Origin of the sequence: Nonomuraea sp. NPDC052265 (genome assembly GCF_044547985.1) — a bacterium.
Classification (GTDB): Bacteria; Actinomycetota; Actinomycetes; order Streptosporangiales; family Streptosporangiaceae; genus Nonomuraea.
In genome coordinates this window covers 636,342-655,422 of record NZ_JBIUBJ010000002.1, presented here as the reverse complement: position 1 = coordinate 655,422, position 19,081 = coordinate 636,342, and the positions used below count along the sequence as shown (strand labels likewise).

Genomic DNA, 19,081 nt, shown 5'->3' with positions numbered 1-19,081 from the left:
TCAGCGGGGACGGCGGAAGACGGCACGCCAGCGCCGGCGCCCGCCGTCGGACAGGTCCTCGACCCGCTCCGCCACCAGCCCGCCTGTCGCGAACGCCGCGATCTCCGACGCCGTCAGCGGCCACGGCGGCGCGCCGACCGGCCCGCCGTCCTCGCGGCCCGACGCGATCACCAGCAGCGTGCCCCCGGGACGGACGAACGCGGCGACGCTCTCGGTGGCGGGGGCGTGCAGCTCCTCGGGGAGGGCCTGCACGGTCATGATCTCCACCACCAGGTCGAAGGCGTGCCGCCAGTCGGCCGGCGGGTCGAGCAGGTCGGCGGCGACGTACTCGACGGGACTGTCCGGGAAGCGCTCGCGGGCCAGGCGCACGGCCGACTCGCTGACGTCGAAGGCGACCGTCGCGTAGCCGAGGGCGGCCACGTGCTCGGCGTCGTCGCCCAGCCCCGCGCCCACCACGAGCGCCCGGCCGCCGCCGGGCCCGTGACCGGCGGCCCACTCCACGAGCAGGAAGTGCGGGGAATGCGAGTCCCAGGGCACGATCGCGTCGCCGGTCGCGGACGCGGCGTAGAGGTGCTCGAACCAGCCGGTCGGGTCGTCGGCCGCGAGCGATCGGGCGGCCAGCCGCCTGGCGTCGGCGTCGGGGTCTGGCTCGGTCATGCGTGGAACGACTCCTTGGCAAGGCGGCCCAGGCGGGTCTCGTCGATGACGTGGCCCAGGCCGGGCTGGGTGAGCGGGACGGCGATGACGCCCGCGTTCGCGCCGACCAGCGGCGTGACGATCTGGTTCTGCTTGGGCGGCTGGGTGACGTCGCACGGCAGCGTGCAGCCGGGCAGGCTCGCGACCGCCACCGTGGCGGCCCTGGCCAGGCCCGCTCCCTGGCCGCCCGCGCACTGGATGTCCCAGCCCGCGGCGGCGGCCCGGTCGTGCGCCCGGCGCGCCTCCGACAGCGACGGGAAGGCGGTGGGGCGCAGCAGGAGGACCCTGGCGGCGCGCAGGGTCAGGTAGTCGTCCAGCTCGGCGGTCGAGCGCACCTCGACGGCGACCGAGGCGGCCACGTCGTCCTGCAGCGAGGCGTGCGCGTGGACGTCGCCGAGCGGGAAGGGCCGCTCGATGACCTCAAGGCCGTAGGAGTCGAGGGCGACGAGCTGGCCCAGGTCGGAGTAGGCGTTGCCGCCGTCGACGGCCAGGGTCAGCGCGGGGTAGGCCTGCCGCACCGCGCGTACGGGCTCGACGTCCCAGCCGGGCCTGATGTCGAGGGTGACGTGCCCGTAACCGGCGCAGACCTGCTGGTTGACGCGGGCGACCAGGCTCTCGACGGACGGGTCGGGCGCCAGCCGCACGGTGGCCATCACCGAGGTACGGGTGCCGCCGATGGCGTGCGCGAGCGGCACGCCGCGCATCCTGGTCCACAGGTCCCAGCAGGCCATGTCGACGGCCGGGTCGCCGCTCGGCACGGCGTCGGGGTGCTCCCAGTCGACGCCGATCAGCAGCGCGGCCAGCGACTCCTCCAGCCTGGACCAGGCCTTGGGCTCGGGTGAGACGGCCTCGCCCCAGCCGGTCATGCCGCCGTGGTCGGTGAGCTTGACGAGCAGGCTCTCCGACCTCGCGCCGTGCGGCAGGACCAGCCGGAAGACCTCCAGCTCCCGCACTCGCGGCATGAGAACCCCCTTTAACTCATGACGAGAGAGTCGTCGCGCCTGGTGAAGGCCGTCCACGCCGATGCGTTTGGCAGCGTTCTCAGCACTTTGACGTTCTCATCACTATGACGCGGTCCCTTCCATAGTGCCTGCCTTGGCGGACTGCACAAAACGGGGGGCCAGCACGAAGGCCAGGACGGCGAGCACGACGGTGAATCCGAGTCCCACGGCGTAGTTCTCGCCGGTGGCGGTGAACAGGGCGCCGCTGACCGCGACGGCGACCACGGTGAACACCGACTCGCCGACGCCCACGGCCGCGCTGTTCTGCCCCTCCTCGCCCTCCTTGGACATCTCCAGCACCAGCACGGACACCGTGGGGTGCAGCGCGCCGATGCCGAGGCCCGAGATGGCCATGGCGACGTAGGCGACGGCGATGGGCAGGGAGTCGACGAGCACGAGCGACACCAGCGCGATGCCGACGGCGATCATCGCGGCGCCGCCGCGGATGGCGGCCATGTGGCTGATCGTGCCGCGGCCCTTGATCCAGGAGCCGGTGGACCAGCCGAGCGCGCCGACCGTGAGGACGACGCCGGCGCCGGTGGCGGTCAGGCCGCGCTCGTTCATCAGCATGAGCGGGATGAGCACTTCGGCGGCCATGAGCGAGCCGTAGGCCAGGCCGCGCAGCACGGGCGCGGACGGCAGGCCGCGGGCGGCGCGCAGCGAGCCGGGCAGCAGCAGCCTGGGCAGGGCCACGGCCAGCAGGACGACCCCGGCCACGAGCAGCGGCAGGCCGGCCAGCTCCAGGGCGCTGCCGTACTGGATGAGGGCGGCGGCGACGGCGGTCAGCGAGGCCCAGACGAGCTTGCGGCCGAGTCCGGGGGCCGGTTCGGCGGAGCCGTGCTCGGCAGAGCGGCCGGCGGTGCCGCGCCACAGCAGCAGGGCCGAGGGGATGACCAGCGCGGAGACGCCGAGGAAGATCCACCGCCAGCTCACGTTCTCCACGACGAACCCGGCGATGGCCGGGCCGATCATGGACGGCACCACCCAGGCGGCCGAGAACAAGGCGAACACCTTGGGATGCATGGCCCCCGGGAAGACCCGGGCGACCAGCACGTACAAGGAGACCTGGATCAACCCGGCGCCGAGCCCCTGCACGAAGCGGCCCGCGACCAGCACCTCCATCGTCGGCGCGAACCCGGCCACCAGGAGCCCGGCCACGAAGGTGGCCACGCCGACGGCGATCGGCTGCACCGGCCCCCGCACGTCGCTCCACCTGCCGCCGAGCACGGTCGCGATCACGCTGGCCGCGAGGGTGGCGCTGAAGGCCAGGTTGTACAGGGGCATGCCGCCCAGGTCGCGGGCCACGATGGGCATCGCGGTCGCCACCGCCATCGCCTCGAAGGCCACCAGCATGACGAGCGCGACCAGGCCGACGCTGAGCGCCCGGTACTGCGCGGACAGCACGCCGGCCGGGGCCGGGGCGACGTCCTTGATCGGTTCAACGGTCGTAGTCATGACCGTAAAGTTACGAGGAACCGCAGGTCGGCACATCGGGCGCGGGGCCTAGGCAATTGGGCCTAAGGCATGCGGGACTCGATGCCGTCGAGCAGCAGGTCGAGACCGTAGCGGAAGCGCTCCTCGCCGTCGGCCGCGACCAGGTCGTCGATGTGTTCGACCAGGTAGGGGAAACGGTCCCGCGGCAGCGCGCGGTAGTAGTCGGCGATCTGGGTCGCGAACGAGACGAAGTACTCCTCCGGCGAGGACATGTCCGAGGCGCGCAGCCGGCTGGTGTGCACCGAGCCCTCGTAGGCGTCTCCGATGATGTAGAGGGACAGGCGGTCGAGGGCGAGGGCGGCCTCGCGCGGCGGCATCCCGGCCTCCAGCAGCAGCCCGTAGACGAACTCGCCGGTACGCAGCGAGTTCTCCCCTGTGGGGATGTTCGCCAGGGCCGCCCTGGCGACGTCGGCGTGCTTGTTCAGCACCCGGTAGACCTCCATCGCGTACGCCCTGAGCTGGTCCTTCCAGTGGCCGGGGTCGCGCTCGGGCAGCCGGATCTCACCGAGGACGCGGTCGTAGACGAGTTCGAGCAGCTCCTCCTTGTTGGCGACGTGCGCGTACAGCGAGGCGGGGCCGGTGTCGAGCTCCTGGGCGACGCGTCTCATGCTCAGCGCGTCGAGCCCTTCGGCGTCGAGGACGCGCAGCCCGGTCTCGACGATGAGGTCCTGGCTGAGCTGCCGCCTGATCTGCGCGGGCTTGCGGGACTTGCGCCACGGCGGCACCGGCATGGCTTCTTCCTTGCTCCCCATGGCGAACACTGTACTTGACACGAACACTGTTCGCCACTAAAACGGTGTTCGTAACGAACAGTGTTCGTAGCTAGAACAGCGTTCTTAAGGAGCTCCCGATGACAGTGACCAATGCGGCGCAGGCCACGGAGGCCGTCGCACCCTACCGGTGGCGCTGGGCCGCCCTTTTCGTGATCCTCGCCGCCGAGGTGATGGACCTGCTCGACGCGTTGATCACCACGATCGCCGCGCCCACCATCCGCGCCGACCTGGGCGGCAGCGACAGCCTCGTGCAGTGGCTCGGCGCCGGCTACACGCTGGCCATGGCCGTCGGCCTGATCACCGGCGGGCGGCTGGGCGACCTGTTCGGCCGCAAGCGCATGTTCCTCATCGGCGCCTTCGGGTTCACCGCCGCCTCGCTGTTGTGCGGCGTGGCGGCCGGCCCCGAGATGCTCATCGCCAGCCGCGTGCTGCAGGGCCTGTTCGGCGCCGTGATGCTGCCCCAGGGCCTGGGGCTGATCAAGGAGATGTTCCCGCCGCAGGAGATCGGCAAGGCGTTCGGCATGTTCGGTCCCGTCATGACGATCTCGTCGGTCGGCGGCCCCGTGCTGGCCGGCTGGCTGGTGGACGCCGACTTCTTCGGCACCGGCTGGCGCATGATCTTCCTGATCAACCTGCCGATCGGCCTGGCCGCCGCGCTGGCCGGCATCCGCTTCCTGCCCGAGTACCGCCTCTCGAACGCCACCAGGCTCGACCTGGTCGGCGTCGGCCTGGTCTCGGTCGCCGGGTTCCTGCTGATCTACCCGCTGATCCAGGGCCGCGAGCTGGACTGGCCCGCCTGGACGTTCGTCTCGATGGCCGCCTCGCTGGTGGTCTTCGCCCTGTTCGGCAGGTACGAGTCGCGCCGCGCCGCGTCCGGCAAGGACCCGCTGGTCACCCCCAGTCTGTTCCGCAAGCGGGCCTTCTCCGGCGGTCTGGTGGCCGGTCTGGCGTTCTTCTCCGGCATGATGGGCCTCAGCCTGGTCTTCAGCATCTACATGCAGGCCGGCCTGCACTTCAGCCCGCTCAAGGCCGGCCTGGCCAGCCTTCCCCAGGCGGTCGGCGGTGTGCTCGGCTTCGGCCTGGCCATGTCCGGGCTGCAGGAGAAGCTGGGGCGCGGCCTGCTGCAGATCGGCGTGGTCGTCATGGCCGCCGGCGCGGCCGTGCTCGGGGTGACCATCCACCTGGCCGGCACCGACGTCGGCGTCTGGCAGCTCGCTCCCGGGCTGGCGCTGGTCGGCATCGGCATGGGCCTGACGATGGCGCCGTTCTTCGACATCGTGCTGGCCGGCGTCGAGCCGCACGAGTCGGGGTCGGCCTCGGGCACGATGACCGCCGTCCAGCAGCTGGGCGGCGCGCTCGGCACCGCCGTCCTCGGCACGCTCTTCTTCAACCTGCTCAAGCACGAGTGGAGCTTCGGCTCGGCGATGCAGGTGACCGTCTGGGTCGAGATCGGGCTGCTGGCCGTCACCTTCGCCCTGTCGTTCATGATGCCGCGCAAGGCCCGCCCCGAACAGGCCGGCCACTGAATGCTGACCCGGCCGCGGCTCCCCTACGGGGGGAGCCGCGGCCCCGGCCTTTCCCGGGCCCCTGCTCCCGCTTTCCGGCCCCGTTCGTCAGGCCCCGTTTCTCAGGCCCCGTTTCTCAGGCCCCGTTTCTCAGGCCCCGTTTCTCAGGCCCCGTTTCTCAGGCCCCGTTTCTCAGGCCCCGGCGTGACGCTCGGCCCACCGGGCGATGTCGCGGCGTTCGACGGCGGCGGCCATCAGGTCGGGGAAGGCGTCGGGGGTGCAGGCGAAGGCGGGCACGCCCATCGCGGCCAGCGCGGCGGCGTTCTCGTGGTCGTAGAAGGGCGCGCCCTCGTCGGAGAGCGCGAGCAGCACGATCACCTGCACGCCGGCCTGCGTCATCGCCGCCACCCGGCGCAGCATCTCCTCGCGTACGCCGCCCTCGTACAGGTCGCTGATCAGCACGAAGATCGAGTCGGCCGGGCGGGTGATGAGGCTCTGGGAGTAGGCGATGGCCCTGTTGATGTCGGTGCCGCCGCCGAGCTGGGTGCCGAACAGCAGCTCGACCGGGTCGTGCAGCTGCTCGGTCAGGTCGACCACCGCCGTGTCGAACACCACCAGCGACGTCTTCAGCGACCGCATCGAGGCCAGGACCGCCCCGAACACGCTCGAATACACCACCGACGCCGCCATCGAACCGCTCTGGTCGATGCAGAGCACCACCTCGCGCTGCACCGACCGCTGCCTGCGCGCGTAGCCGACGAGCCGCGACGGGACGACCGTGTTCCGCTCCGGCAGGTAGTTCTTGAGGTTCGCCCGGATCGTCCGGTCCCAGTCGATGTCGGCCACCCGTCTGGGCCGGTGCGTACGCGCGGAACGGTCGAGCGCGCCCGTCACCGCCGCCCGCGTACGGTCGGCGAGGCGGCGTTCCAGCTCTTGGACGACCTTGCGCACCACGGCCCTGGCCGACTCGCGGGCCTGGGCTGGCATGACCCGGTTGAGCGCGAGCAGCGTGCCCACCAGGTGCACGTCGGGCTCCACAGCCTCCAGCATCTCCGGTTCGAGCAGGAGCCTGGTCAGGTTCAGCCGCTCGATGGCGTCCTTCTGCATGACCTGGACGACCGTGGACGGGAAGTACGTCCTGATGTCGCCCAGCCAGCGGGCCACCCGCGGCGCGGACGCCCCGAGGCCGCCCTCGCGCCGGCTCTGCCCCTCGCGGCCGTCCTGGTCGTAGACGGCGGCCAGGGCCGCGTCCATCTGCGCGTCGGCACCCGGCAGGGCGCAGCCGGTGCCGTCGGCGTCGCCACCCCCGAGCACCAGCCGCCACCTGCGCATGCGCTCATCCACGGTCACTCCCGATGATCGCCAGTACGGTCGCCACGGCTCCCGCCGCGCGCCGCTCGTCCACGTGCGGCTCCCCCGCGCCGCCGGTGTCACCCGCGCGGCCCGCCGCGCTCACCCGCTCGCCGACGGCCCGCCGCTCCGGCACCGCGAACCCGCCGAACGTGCGGCGCAGCAGCGGCAGCACGTCGGTGAACTGGTCGGCGGGCAGCGCGGTCAGCCACGCGTCGACCAGGCCCAGCAGGCGCGGGTCGTGCACCAGGAGCAGGCCGCCGCCGGACAGGAAGCCCTCGACCCAGGCCGCCGCCCTGACCGGGGTCTGGCCCCGGGACATGGCCCGGGACATGCGGTCGCCCGCGTCGTCGAGCGCACCGCAGTCGAGCAGGACGCGGGTGAGCCGGCCCTCGATGAGACCGTGCAGGTCCCGCCGGTCGGCGATGCCCCGCAACGTCCCCAGCCACCGCCCGCGCGGCGACGATCCGGCGCCCCCCTCGTCGGCCGCCGCGGTGGGCGGGCCGGCCGGGGGTCCCGCGGGCGGTTCGGAGAGGAGGGCGACGGCGGCGTGGACGGCGTCGACGTGCTTCAGCAGCCCGGCCGCCGAGTCGTCGTCGAGCGCGGTGACCGCCACCGGCAGCCCGACGCAGATCCGGTCGAGCATCGAGCGCACGATCACCGCCAGCCCCTCGGCCGAGGTGCCGCGCACGTCGCCGTAGCGGTGGGCGCGCACCATCGCGGGCAGCGCCGCCATCAGGTGCGTGACGTCGGTGTCCAGCGCCGCCTTGGCCGACAGCGCGGCGAGCACGCCGGGCAGCGCCCGCGGCAGGTCGGCCAGCAGGCACAGCTCCACCAGCGCGGTCAGGTCGGCGAGCGCCGCCGACGCCGCACCGGCCAGGTCACGGGCGCGCTGCGCGGCCGCAGCGGCGACAGTGGTGCCGAGGGCGGCGTGCTCGATGAGCGCGAGGTCGTGCTCGGGCCGCCACTGCAGCGTCCATGACTCCCTGAACGTGCCCTTCCCGCGCGCCTGCCCCGGCGTGCCCCAGCCCACCTCCAGCAGCCGCAGCCGGTGCAGCAGGTGGCTGCGCTCCAGGTCGAGCGGCTTGCGCAGGTCGAGGTCGAGCTCCCGGTCGAGGGCCTCGGGACGGAGCCTCAGCCGCCGCCGCTGCTCGCGCAGGTCGCGCTGGAGCGGGACCATCGGGGTGCCGTCGGTGACGTGACCCAGCCGGTCGCCGACGACCATCCGCCGCTGGATCAGCTCGACGGCCAGGTCGTCGCCCTCGCACAGCACCGCCCTGGCCGCCTCGGTCACCTCGCCCAGCCCGGCCAGCGGCCTGCCGCGCAGCCCGGCCAGGGTCGCGGCCAGGCGTACGGACTCGATGACGTGCGCGGAGGAGACCGGCAGCCCCTCCTCGCGCAACACGGCGGCGGCCGCGGTGAGCCAGCGCTCGACCGGCCGGTCGGGGGCGGTGAACAGGTGGTGGTACCAGCCCGGCGAGGTGATGCCCGCGCCGTAGCCGCTCCAGGAGGCCAGCCGCCCGTAGGTCCACGGCACCCACGTCAGCTCGGCCTTCACCTTCGGCATCCCGCGCAGCAGCGCGTTGTCGGCCGCGGCCGGGGGCAGCGGACCGGCCAGCGCGGGCACGTGCCAGGCGCCGCAGACCACCGCGATCGTGCCGAACCCCTCCTTGATCGCCGCGCGCAGCACCTTGCGCATGTACGCCTCGCGCCTGGCCTCGCGGCCGGCCGGCTCGTGCCCCTCGCGCACGGCGGCCATGGCCTCCGCGATCGCCTCGAAGGGGGTGTCGCCGCGGTGCTCGACGACGTCCTCCCACCAGCGTTCGGGGTCGTCGTGTCCGGCGGCGGCGGCCAGCGCGCCGATGGGGTCGGTACGCAGCCCGTCGCCCCCCTCGTCGTCCTCCTCCTGGCCGGCCAGGGAGTGGGCGGCGGGCAGGTCGCAGAAGCGCACCGGGACGCCGGCGGCGACGCCGTACAGGATCGCCTGCCACTCGGGCGAGAACCGCGCGAACGGCCAGAACGCGGCCTTGGCCGGATCGCCGGGCACGTGCGCGAGCAGCGCGACCGGCGGCTCCATGTCGGGGGCGAGCGGCACGAGCGCGTCGGCCTCCGGCGGCCCCTCGACGAGGATCGCGTCGGGGCGCAGGCGTTCGAGCTCGCGCCGCAGCGCCCGGGCCGAGCCGGGGCCGTGATGGCGCACGCCCAGGACGGAGACGGCGCTCATGACACCTCGCGGCAGGCGCGGTAGAAGTCGCGCCAGTCGGGACGCTCGCGCACCACGGTCTCCAGGTACTCGCGCCACACCACCCGGTCCGACACCGGCTCCTGCACCACCGCGCCCACGATCCCGGCCGCCACGTCGGACGGCCGCAGCACGCCGTCGCCGAAGTGGGCGGCCAGCGCGATGCCGCTGGTGAGCACCGAGATCGCCTCGGCCGTGGACAGGGTGCCGCTCGGCGACTTGACCTTGGTGCGGCCGTCCTCGGTGACACCGGCGCGCAGCTCGCGGAAGACGGTCACCACGCGCCGGATCTCGGCCAGGCCGGTGGCGGTCTCCGGCAACTCCAGCGAGCGGCCGAGCTCGGTGACGCGCCGGGCGACGATGTGCACCTCCTCCTCGGCGTCGGCGGGCACGGGGAGCACGACGGTGTTGAACCGGCGGCGCAGGGCGCTGGACAGCTCGTTGACGCCCCGGTCGCGGTCGTTGGCGGTGGCGATGACGTTGAAGCCCCGCTCGGCCTGCACCTCGCGGTTGAGCTCGGGGATCGGCAGCGTCTTCTCCGACAGGACGGTGATCAGCGCGTCCTGGACGTCGGAGGGCATGCGGGTCAGCTCCTCGACGCGGGCGACCCGCCCCTCGGCCATGGCCCGCATCACCGGCGAGGGGGTCAGCGCCTCGAACGAGGGGCCCTCGGCCAGCAGCCTGGCGTAGTTCCAGCCGTACCTGACGGCCTCCTCGGCCGTGCCCGCGGTGCCCTGGACGAGCAGCGTCGAGTCGCCGCTGACGGCGGCGGCCAGATGCTCCGACAGCCACGTCTTGGCCGTGCCGGGCACGCCGAGCAGCAGCAGCGCGCGGTCGGTCGCGAGCGTGGCCACGGCGACCTCGACGATGCGGCGGGCGCCGACGTACTTGGGGGTGACGCGGTCGCCGTCGCCCAGGACGTACCGGGTCACCGCCCACGGCGACAGCTTCCAGCCGGGGGGCCGGGGCCGGTCGTCGTCCTTGGCCAGGTAGGCCAGTTCCTCGGCGTACTGGTCTTCGGCGTGGGGACGCAGGACGGTCATGCAAGCTCCTTGTACATGTCGGCACGGAAACGCAGGAGGGCGGCGACCTGCTGGATCGGCGCCACCGGCGAGTAGCTCTCGGCCAGCGGGAACAGGGCGGGGTCGATGTGCTCGCCCGCCAGCTTGACCAGCTCGCCCAGGTTCCACGGCTGGATGGCCGCCACCTTGACGATCTTGTGGAGGACGGCCGTGGCCAGGCCCTCCCCCCAAAGGGACGAGACGCCGCCGAGAACCATGATCAACTGGCTGTCCAGGTCGTGTTCCCTGACGAAGCCGGCGGCGAGCTCCTGCTGCTCGCCGGGCGGGAGCGCTTCGAGCAGGTCGGCGATCGGGTCCCAGCCGAACATCGCGCGCGCCCACTCCGGATCCTTCTGCAGCACCGCGGCCCGGACCCAGGCGGCCTTCACCTCGGCGTCCCAGTCGGGGACGCGCATCGTGAGCAGCTCGGACGGCGGCCGGCCCCAGACGCCCAGCGGGGCGCGGGCCAGGATCTGCTGCAACCACCAGGCCCGCTCGCCGATGCCGCGCGGCGGCTTGGGCCGCACGCCGTCGCGTTCCATCGCGCTGTCGCACTCCAGGGGCGCCTCGACGGCGATGGTCGAGCCGGAGATCGACACGCAGGCCCGCGCCCGCTCGGCCATGCGCCTGGACAGGCGGGAGCCGGGCAGCCGGGTCAGCAGGTTGGCGGCGGCCTGGCGGACCTCCCGGCGGCGGTCGTCGAGCGCCGCTTCCAGGAACGGCTCGTCGGCCATGCCGAGCCCGTCGGCCAGCAGCTCGACGAACTCGGCCCGGTCGTCGGGCGTCTCCCGCTCCCACGTGCTCTCCAGCAGCTCCCTGGCTTCGGCGGGGTCGGCGGCGCGCAGGGCGCGCAGGTGGGCGCGGCGGTCGGCGGGGCCGCCCAGCTCCCACGTCTCGCCGGTGGGCTCCTCCAGCAGGTAGCCCCACGCCTGGTTGAGATCGGCCAGCCACCGGCCGCGCCGCCCGGCCAGGAGGCCCAGATGGGCGCGGATCGAACGGTCGCGCCTGCCCCTTTCGAGCAGGTCGGGCAGCACGTCGAAGGGCACCCTGCGGCCGGTCGCGGCGGCCGCGGCCAGCCATTCGGGGAGCAGGCGGTCGTACTCGCCGCCCATGATGCGGACCAGCCGCCCGGCCGCGCGCCTGTCGACGGCGGGCAGCTCCTCGGCGGGGGCGGGCGCCGGCGGCGCGGACTCGGCCGGTCGCCGGCCCGCGCGCCGCCGGGCCGTCTCGACGGCGGCGGCCTGCAGCAGGTCTCCTCCGTACGGCCTGCGGTCGGTGCCCACGAGGGCCGTGGAGGCCAGGTCGTCCCAGGTCACAGGATCACCGCCGTTCCTTCGTCGTCCCAGGTGGTGAGGGGGCGCAGGCCCTGCGGGGTCCATTCGGCGGCCAGCGTGACGGGGTGGCCGCCCGAGACGGCGATCAGCCGCCAGGGGTCGCGGGCGCGGGGGTGCAGCGGCAGCCCGCCGACCGACGTGCGGCCGGGGACGACGCCCGCCAGGACGACCGGCCACGACTCGGTCCAGGGGTCCTCGGCCAGCACCCGCGCCACCTCGTCGAGCGCCTCGTCGCCCGACACCCCGCCCGGCCCCGCGAGCCCGCCCGGCCCCATGACCCCGCCCGGCCCCGCGACCCCGGCCGGGAGGGGGGTGGTGGCGGGGTGGCGGGCGGCGACGAGGGCGCGGAGGGGCGCGGCGCCCGGGTAGAAGGTGAGGTCGGCGTCGATCGAGGTGCCCGTGACCAGCGAGGCGTCGAGCGGCTGGCCCTGAGGGGCGAACGAGAGGATCAGCGCCGCCCGGCCGGTCGAGCGGCCCTTGAGCCAGACGCGGCGGGCGGTCAGCCGGTCGTGCTCGTCGTCGCGCCGGCCGAGCACGTGCCAGTGGTCGCGCACCGCCGGCCCGGCCAGCACCTCTTCCCGGGTGACGGGGAAACCGGTGCGGATCTGGACGGTCTGCGCCAACGGGTCGGGCAGGCCGGCGCGGCGGCGGTAGGCGACGGCCAGGAGGTTGATCAGCGCGTACTCCTCCAGGAGGCGGCCGGGCCAGTCGTCCTCGGCGCGCACCTGGGTCAGCCGGGACACCAGGCCCGCCACACCGGGGGCCTGGGCGTCGATGAGGCGCTTGGCCAGGCCGTGCCAGTCGTGCTCGGCGGAGGACGCGAGGCCCTGGCGGATCTGGTCGGCCAGCCAGCGCTCCAGCTCCGCCAGCCCGGCCCCCACCCGCGCATGCCGCACTGACTCCACCCGCCCCACCCCGGACGCCCCGTCACGGGATGCCTCGTCGCGCGGGGCCCCGTCACTGGAGGACTCGTCACGGGAGGACTCGTCACGGGAGGACTCGTCGCGGGAGGACTCGTCGCGGAGGGCCTCGATGCGGGCCGCGGACCTGGCGGCGCGCTCGGCGCGGCCGTCGAGCCATTCGGTCACCCACTGCGGCGCCGCCTCCTCGGCGGGCACGCCGTCGGCCGACCACAACAGCAGCAGGCCCAGCGCGTGTTTGCAGGGGAACTTGCGGCTGGGGCAGCTGCACCGGTAGGCGGGCTCGCTCAGGTCGACGCACGCCAGGTAGGGCTTGGACCCGCCGCCCTTGCACTCGCCGTAGAGGACGCTGCCCGTCGTGCCGCGCGAGGACCATGTGCCCGCGGCGGCCACGCTCTGGGCCGCCTTCTGGGACGAGGCGTCGGGGGCGAGGGCGAGCACCTGATCACGGCTCCACCGTTCGATCACCTGCCGCAGACTAGCCAGGCCGACCGACAGTCCGCGCACCGAGCACCCCGTTGACGGACACGCTGCCCTCGCCCACTTCCCGTAAGAACGGACACGCTGCCCCCACCCGCTTCCCGTAAGAACGGACGCGCTGAACCCACCCGCCCGCACCCCCGTAAAGACGGACGCGCTGAACCCGCCGCCCGGTCCCCCGTAAGATCGGCCGTGTGGAGCTGAGGATCTATCCCGATGGTGCGCCCACCGAGGTCGCCGACGAGACGGCGGCCCTGGCGCTGGCCGCCACGTTCGACGGCCAGGCCGTCCTCGACGGCACCCGTTTCCTGCGGCGCGACGTCACCGGCGCGCCCGTGGGCTTCGACGAACGACCGCCCGTGGCCGCCGCGCTCGACCTGCTCCCCCATCCGGAGGGCGGCTGGTACCGCGAGACCTGGCGGTCGCCCGTCACGGTCCGGCCCGACGGCTACCCCGGCCCGCGCGCCAGCGCCACCGGCATCTACTTCCTGCTCCAGCCCGGCGAGGAATCCGTTCCCCACATGGTGAGGTCGGACGAGGTGTGGCTGTGGCACCGGGGCGGCCCCCTGAGCCTGACCGTGGGAGACCGCGACGTCGTCCTGGGGCCGCTGGTGGAGCGGGGGCAGGTGCCGCAGGCGGTCGTGCCCGGCGGCGTGTGGCAGTCCGCGCGTCCGGCCGGGGACGAGGCGGTGCTGGTGAGCTGCGTCGTGTCGCCGGGGTTCGACTTCGCCGATTTCACCGCGTGATCGGAAAGATCGTCTTATATAGAAGGCATGCCGGGCATCGAGGCGGCCCTGACCGCCGCTGGGAAGAGCGTCGCGGAACGTGCCATGCGCGAATGGCTGGCCACCCGGGCCGCGCGCAAGGACCGTACGAGTGAGCTGAAGGACCTCGTCCAGAGCGGGTTCCGCGACCGGCTGGCGCCCCGGAAGATCGACAACCAGCTCCAGGGCATCGCGCTGGCCGTCGAGGGCCGGCTGTCGCGGCTCATCGAGCAGGAGTACCGCGGGCTGGACGAGTCCGCCCGGGCCGCCGTCCTGCTGGAGGCCGTGGCCGCGCTGCGCGCCGCCGACCTGTCGGACGAGGCCCTGTTCGAGTCCGACGCCGACCCGGCCAAGCTCGCCGAACGCGTCCTGGCCGCCCTTCCTGAATCCCGTCTCGGGGAGGCCGAGGACCGCCTGTACGCCGTCCTGCTCGCCGAGTCCGTCGACTGCCTGGTCGGCCTCATGCGGCAGCTCCCCCAGTACCTGCCGCGCGCCGCCACCGAGACGCTGGGCCGGCTCAGCGGCCTGGCCGAGGGCGTGGAACGCCTGCTCGCCAGGATGCCGCAGCGCACGCTGGAGGCCCCGGAGGGCACCCAGGACGACGCCGCCTTCGAACGCCTCTACCTCGGCTTCGCCAGCCGCACCCTCGACGAGGTCGAGCTGTTCGGCGTCCGGGTGGAGACCTACCGCCCGCGCACGTCGCTGAGCGTCGCCTACATCAGCCTCAACGTCTCCTCCGGCGAACGCGGGCCGCGCACGCCGGAGCGGCTGTCGGTCGCCGCGCTCACCGACGGGCACCCGGCCGAGCACGGCACCGAGCGCATCGAGTCGGTGCTCGGCCGCTCCAGGCGCACGCTGCTGCGCGGCGACGCGGGCTCGGGCAAGAGCACGCTGCTGCGCTGGCTGGCGGTCACCGCCGCGCGCGGCGGCTTCTCGGGCGACCTGGCCGCCTGGAACGGCTGCGTGCCCCTGATGATCAAGCTGAGGAGCCATTCGTCGGGACGGCTGCCCGCCCCCGCCGCCTTCCTCGACGACGTCGCCCAGGAGGTCGCCGGGCGCATGCCGCGCGGCTGGGCGGAGCGCGTGCTGGACTCCGGCCGCGGGCTGCTGCTGGTCGACGGGGTGGACGAGCTGCTCGTCCGGCACCGGCCGGCCGTACGGGAGTGGCTGTCGCGGCTGCTGGCGGCCTATCCGGAGCTGCGGGTCGTGGTGACCTCCCGCCCGACCGCCGCCGACGCGCGCTGGCTGGCCGACGAGGGGTTCGCGGCGGCCACGCTGGAGCCGATGACGCCCGACGACCAGCGGGAGCTGATCCGCCAGTGGCACGTCGCGATGCGCGACTGCCCGAGCCTGCCGTGCGACCCCGGCGAGCTGGAGGGCTACGAGGTCGCCCTGCTGGCCAGGATGGAGTCCAATCCGCACCTGGGCGTGGTCGCCTCGACGCCGCTGCTGGCCGCCATGCTGTGCGCGCTCAACCTCGACCGCCGCACCCAGCTCCCGCGCAGCCGGATGGGCTTCTACGACGCCGTGCTCAGCCTGCTGCTCGAACGCCGCGACGCCGAACGGCGGATCGACGACGACGTGTCCCTGGACCCCGGCCAGAAGGTCTGGATCCTGCGCGACCTGGCCTGGCGGCTGGTGTCGATGGGCCGTTCGGAGCTGTCGAAGGCGACCGCGCTGCGGCGGGTCGAGCAGAAGCTCGCCTCGATGACCCGCGTCTCGCACACCGCCTCCGACGTGCTCGAACACCTGCTTCGCAGGAGCGGCGTGCTGCGCGAGCCGGTGCCCGGCAGGATCGACTTCGCGCACCGGACCGTGCAGGAGTACCTGGCCGCCGGACAGCTCGTGGAGGACGAGGACGTCGAGGCGGCGGTCGAGCGGGCACACCTGGACCAGTGGCGCGAGGTCGTGGTGATGGCCGCCGGGCACGCGAACGGGCGGCTGCGCGCGGAGCTGTTGAGCGGCCTGCTGGACCGCGCCGACCAGGGCGACAAGCACGCCCGCAGGCTGCGGCTGCTGGTGGCGGCGTGCCTGGAGACCGTCCAGGAGATCCCGGCGGGGGTGCGCGACCGGTTCGAGGCGTGCCTGGCGCAGGTGGTCCCGCCGCGTACGGAGGAGGAGGCGACCCTGCTGGCGGCGGCGGGCGAGGAGATCCTGCGCCGCCTGCCCCGCGACCTGACGGGCCTGCCGGTGCAGCGGGCGGCGTGGACGGTCCGCACGACGTTCCTGATCAACGGCCCGGAGGCCCTGGACCGCCTGGCCGGCTACGCGTCCGACCCGCGGTGGCAGGTGCGTGAGCAGCTTCGCCAGGGCTGGCAGTACTTCGACGCCGACGTCTACGCCCGGCGGGTCCTCGCCGAGATGGAGGACGTCACCTTCTCCAGCGCCCGCCATCTCCGCGGCGCCGCCCTTCTGAAGGCGTCCGAGGTGACCGTCACCGTGCCCACTCCTCTCCCCGACCTGCGATTCCTCCGCGACATGCCCCAGACGGAGCTGCTGATGGTGCAGGACGCCCCGATCGGCTCCTTGGACGGGGTGGCGTCGCTGCCCCGGCTGACCGAGCTCGGCCTGTACTTCTACACCACACCTCATGCCGTCGACCTCGGCGCCCTGGACGGATCGCCGAGTCTGCGCAGCGTGCGGCTCTGGGGAGTCCGGCTCGGCGATCCGGCCTTCCTCGACCGTCTGCCGCGCCTGAGGGAGCTCATCCTCGACCTGCTCGACGACGATCGGGACGCCTGGCACGCGCCGCTCGCCCGGCAGGACGAGCTGGAGTCACTGCACCTCCGGCGCGACGGCCTGCCGATCCCCGGGACGGTCTTCTCCGGGATGCGGCGACTGGAGAAGTTGTGGCTGGACAGCGTCACGGAAGCCGCCGCCTGCCTCGACGCCGCCTCCCTGACCTGCCCGTCCGTCACCGACGTGTCCCTCGACGGGGTCGGCGGGCTCGATCTCGCGGCGCTCGGCCGCTTCTCCCTGACCCGCCTCCGCCTGCGTCACTGCCCCGCTCTGACGGATCTCACCCCGCTGTGCGGGCAGACGCGGCTCTCCACCCTGACCCTGGCCCTGTGCCCAGGCGTGACCGACCTGTCCCCGCTCGCCGCCCTGCCCGGGCTGCGCAGCCTGGGCCTGTTCCTCATGCCCGCCGACCTCGACGTGAGCCCGCTGGCCGGGCTGCCGGGGCTCACCGTTCTGCTCGGGCGTACCCAGAAGGTCGTCAACGGGCAGGGCGTGAGGATCAAGAGGGTGTGACGTCCGGCGGCCGGTGAACGGTCGCTTTATCTACCCGGAATTTCGTGCTAAACGTGGCAATATCCCGTTCGGAGTTCCCATCAACCGGCCCTGCCCGGCCTGGCGCCCTGCTCTGATCACCGTCCAGGCCGTGGTCACAGAACTTGCCCGGCGCGTACACGTTCACCCCCCAGGGACGCCCGGCGCCCGCCTGTGTGCGGGCGCCGCCTCCCGCTGGACGAGAAGGGGAACCACCATGACCCTGCCCCTCGCCGCCACCCCCGCCGTCGAGCCCGCGCCCGCCCGCCGCCGCGGGCTCGTGCTGCTGCTCAGCGCCCTCGCCGGATTCCTGCTGACCGTCGTGTGGTCGGCCGAGTTCGTGGACCGGACGATCGGCTCGACCGTCGCCGACACGATGCTCGGCCGCGACGCCGACGCCACCCCCATCGCCGGGACGCTCTCCGGCATCGTCTTCGCCTTCGCCTCCGGCCTGGCGGGCTCGTTCACCGCGTGCAACATCGCCGCGCTCGGCGCGGTCGCGCCCCTGGTCGGGGCCCGGCCGTCGGTCGGCGTCCGGATCCGGGGAACCCTTCGGCCGCTCGGCTGGCTGGCGGCCGGCGCGCTGACCGTGTCCGGCGCGTACGGCGTCGTGGTGGGCGTCGTCGGCACCTCCATGCCGCAGTTCGCCACGGCCCGGCCCGCGCCGGGCACCCTGTCCCCCGGCCTGATCCAGGCGATGGTCACGTTCGGGCTGATCGGGCTGGCCTTCCTCTACCTGGGCCTGGCCGCGCTCGGCTACCTGCCCGACCCGCTGGCCCGCCACCCGAGGGCCCGCATGGCCGTCATGGGCGCGCTGATCGGCGGCTTCCTGATCGGCCGCCCGTTCCCCTTGTTCCGCCAGCTCTTCAGGGACGCCGCCGAGAGCCACAACCCCCTGTACGGCGCGCTGGCCTTCATGCTCCAGTCGGCCGGCAACATCGTCGTCATGGCGATCCTGTTCACGCTGCTCGCCCTGGCCACGGGGGGCCGCGCGCACCGCTGGCTGACCGCGTCCCCGGCCCGCCTGGCCCTGATCACCGGCGCGGCGCTGATCGTGGCCGGGGTCTTCACCCTTCTGTACTGGGACGTCCGGATCCTGGCCCGCCGCGACCTCATCTGGTACCCGACGGCGCCCTGGAGCTGAGCGGCGCGGCGGCAGCCCCGGGGCGGGCTACCGGCCGTTTCTGCGGGAAGGAGGAAGGTGACCGTGGGAGGTGCGCGATGAGGGCCGTCATGAACGCCGCGATGCTGCGGATCCGCAGGCACCGGCCGGACCGCAACCCGTTGCGCCGCCGCTCCGACCGGCTGGAGAGCGCCGGGCTGGCAGTGGCGGTGCTCCTCGTCCTGCTCAGCGTCTGGCCCGCCGTGCTGGCCGGCCGGGTCGCCTACGAGGGCGGCCTGCGCGACGCCCGCGTGGGGCCGGGCTTCCGCCAGCAGGTGACCGCGACGATGCTGCGGGAGCCCCGGCCGGTGCGGCCCGCGTTCGGCGAGGCCCCGACCTCCACGGTGCCGGCGAGCTGGACCACGCCGGCGGGCGTGGTCAGGACCGGGCAGGTCCAGGTCCCGGCCGGTACGCGGGTGGGCGAGACCGTGCCCCTGTGGATCGACCGCGACGGCGACCCCACGACGCCGCCGGCCGGCCACACCGACGTGGTGCTGCGCGGCGTGGGCATGGCGGCGTTCGTCCAGGTCCTGGCGTTCCTGCTGGTGCTGGGGGTGGTCGCGGCGCTGCGCCGGCTGCTGGACCGGCGCAGGTACGCCGACTGGGACGCGGCCTGGATCCGCGCCGACGACCGCTGGCGCCGCCCCCGGCGCCCGTAGCCGGGTCATCCGGTTTACCGCCGTGTGTCCGGGCAGCCGTACGCCGGAGGAGGCGAGCCATGGAAACCAAGGAGTGGACCGTGCGGATCCATCTCGCCGAGGAGGGCGACGACACCTCGGCGCGGGCGGTCCTGACCAACCCGGACGGCACGACGGTCGAGGGCGCGGGCCGCGCCCGCCGCAACCCCGCCGACCCGTCGATGCCCGTGGTCGGGGACGAGCTGGCGGTCGCGCGGGCGCTGGCCGACCTGGCCGGCCGGCTGACCAGCGAAGCCCGGCACGAGCTCGGCGACGGCGGCCCGGTGCCGACCCGGTCCTGGTGAGGGACGAAGAGGTGAGGGACCAAGGGGCGGAAACGAGGACACCGACC

At 73.9% G+C, this 19,081-nt stretch carries 15 protein-coding genes; 6 read left to right on the top strand and 9 right to left on the bottom strand.

What is annotated here, in order from left to right; genetic code table 11:
• The 4 genes from ACIHAD_RS08235 to ACIHAD_RS08220 all read right to left on the bottom strand — a co-directional run bounded on the left by ACIHAD_RS08235 (nucleotide 1) and on the right by ACIHAD_RS08220 (nucleotide 3,943).
• On the bottom strand, nucleotides 1-657 hold the full coding sequence (locus ACIHAD_RS08235; RefSeq protein ID WP_397353641.1) for a class I SAM-dependent methyltransferase: 657 nt from the start codon (nucleotides 655-657) through the stop codon (nucleotides 1-3).
• Entirely contained in the window at nucleotides 654-1,658 is a 1,005-nt protein-coding gene (locus tag ACIHAD_RS08230; protein WP_397353640.1) for an enolase C-terminal domain-like protein, read from the bottom strand. The genes ACIHAD_RS08235 and ACIHAD_RS08230 overlap by 4 nt, the downstream gene beginning before the upstream one ends.
• Before the next feature lie 102 nt (nucleotides 1,659-1,760).
• The gene (locus ACIHAD_RS08225; RefSeq protein WP_397353639.1) at nucleotides 1,761-3,152 is read right to left on the bottom strand and encodes an MFS transporter; all 1,392 of its coding nucleotides are present in this window, start codon (nucleotides 3,150-3,152) and stop codon (nucleotides 1,761-1,763) included.
• Nucleotides 3,153-3,214: 62 nt separating this feature from the next.
• Nucleotides 3,215-3,943: a TetR/AcrR family transcriptional regulator C-terminal domain-containing protein gene (locus ACIHAD_RS08220; RefSeq protein WP_397353638.1), complete on the bottom strand. Its 729-nt coding sequence runs from the start codon at nucleotides 3,941-3,943 to the stop codon at nucleotides 3,215-3,217.
• Nucleotides 3,944-4,041: 98 nt separating this feature from the next.
• On the opposite strand from ACIHAD_RS08220, the gene ACIHAD_RS08215 reads away from it, so the two are divergent.
• On the top strand, nucleotides 4,042-5,490 hold the full coding sequence (locus ACIHAD_RS08215) for a DHA2 family efflux MFS transporter permease subunit (RefSeq protein ID WP_397353637.1): 1,449 nt from the start codon (nucleotides 4,042-4,044) through the stop codon (nucleotides 5,488-5,490).
• A gap of 171 nt (nucleotides 5,491-5,661) precedes the next feature.
• Here the strand turns inward: ACIHAD_RS08215 and ACIHAD_RS08210 are convergent, their stop codons facing one another.
• The 5 genes from ACIHAD_RS08210 to ACIHAD_RS08190 are packed head-to-tail and all read right to left on the bottom strand — an operon-like array spanning nucleotide 5,662 to nucleotide 12,844.
• Entirely contained in the window at nucleotides 5,662-6,801 is a 1,140-nt protein-coding gene (locus ACIHAD_RS08210; protein ID WP_397353877.1) for a VWA domain-containing protein, read from the bottom strand.
• A gap of 4 nt (nucleotides 6,802-6,805) precedes the next feature.
• Nucleotides 6,806-9,043 carry a DUF5682 family protein gene (locus ACIHAD_RS08205; RefSeq protein ID WP_397353636.1) on the bottom strand — a complete coding sequence of 746 codons (2,238 nt, stop codon included), beginning with the start codon at nucleotides 9,041-9,043 and terminating at the stop codon, nucleotides 6,806-6,808.
• Entirely contained in the window at nucleotides 9,040-10,104 is a 1,065-nt protein-coding gene (locus tag ACIHAD_RS08200) for an AAA family ATPase (RefSeq protein ID WP_397353635.1), read from the bottom strand. Before ACIHAD_RS08200 ends, ACIHAD_RS08205 begins: the two co-directional genes overlap by 4 nt.
• Nucleotides 10,101-11,438 (bottom strand): DUF5691 domain-containing protein, encoded by a 1,338-nt coding sequence (locus tag ACIHAD_RS08195; protein ID WP_397353634.1) that lies wholly within the window; start codon nucleotides 11,436-11,438, stop codon nucleotides 10,101-10,103. Before ACIHAD_RS08195 ends, ACIHAD_RS08200 begins: the two co-directional genes overlap by 4 nt.
• Entirely contained in the window at nucleotides 11,435-12,844 is a 1,410-nt protein-coding gene (locus ACIHAD_RS08190) for an SWIM zinc finger family protein (protein ID WP_397353633.1), read from the bottom strand. The genes ACIHAD_RS08195 and ACIHAD_RS08190 overlap by 4 nt, the downstream gene beginning before the upstream one ends.
• A 206-nt stretch (nucleotides 12,845-13,050) precedes the next feature.
• Here ACIHAD_RS08190 and ACIHAD_RS08185 point away from each other — a divergent pair, with 206 nt between their 5' ends.
• The 5 genes from ACIHAD_RS08185 (at nucleotide 13,051) to ACIHAD_RS08165 (ending at nucleotide 19,034) form a co-directional block, all read left to right on the top strand.
• Nucleotides 13,051-13,602, top strand: coding sequence for a cupin domain-containing protein (locus tag ACIHAD_RS08185; protein ID WP_397353632.1), 552 nt, complete (start codon nucleotides 13,051-13,053; stop codon nucleotides 13,600-13,602).
• Between the two features lie 27 nt (nucleotides 13,603-13,629).
• Nucleotides 13,630-16,872 (top strand): NACHT domain-containing protein, encoded by a 3,243-nt coding sequence (locus ACIHAD_RS08180; protein ID WP_397353631.1) that lies wholly within the window; start codon nucleotides 13,630-13,632, stop codon nucleotides 16,870-16,872.
• A 235-nt stretch (nucleotides 16,873-17,107) separates the two neighbouring features.
• The gene (locus ACIHAD_RS08175; protein WP_397353630.1) at nucleotides 17,108-18,034 is read left to right on the top strand and encodes a hypothetical protein; all 927 of its coding nucleotides are present in this window, start codon (nucleotides 17,108-17,110) and stop codon (nucleotides 18,032-18,034) included.
• A gap of 77 nt (nucleotides 18,035-18,111) precedes the next feature.
• Entirely contained in the window at nucleotides 18,112-18,711 is a 600-nt protein-coding gene (locus ACIHAD_RS08170) for a hypothetical protein (protein WP_397353629.1), read from the top strand.
• Between the two features lie 59 nt (nucleotides 18,712-18,770).
• A complete protein-coding gene (locus tag ACIHAD_RS08165; protein WP_397353628.1) occupies nucleotides 18,771-19,034 on the top strand; it encodes a DUF1876 domain-containing protein in 264 nt (87 codons plus the stop codon).
• The last annotated feature ends 47 nt before the right edge of the window (nucleotides 19,035-19,081 follow it).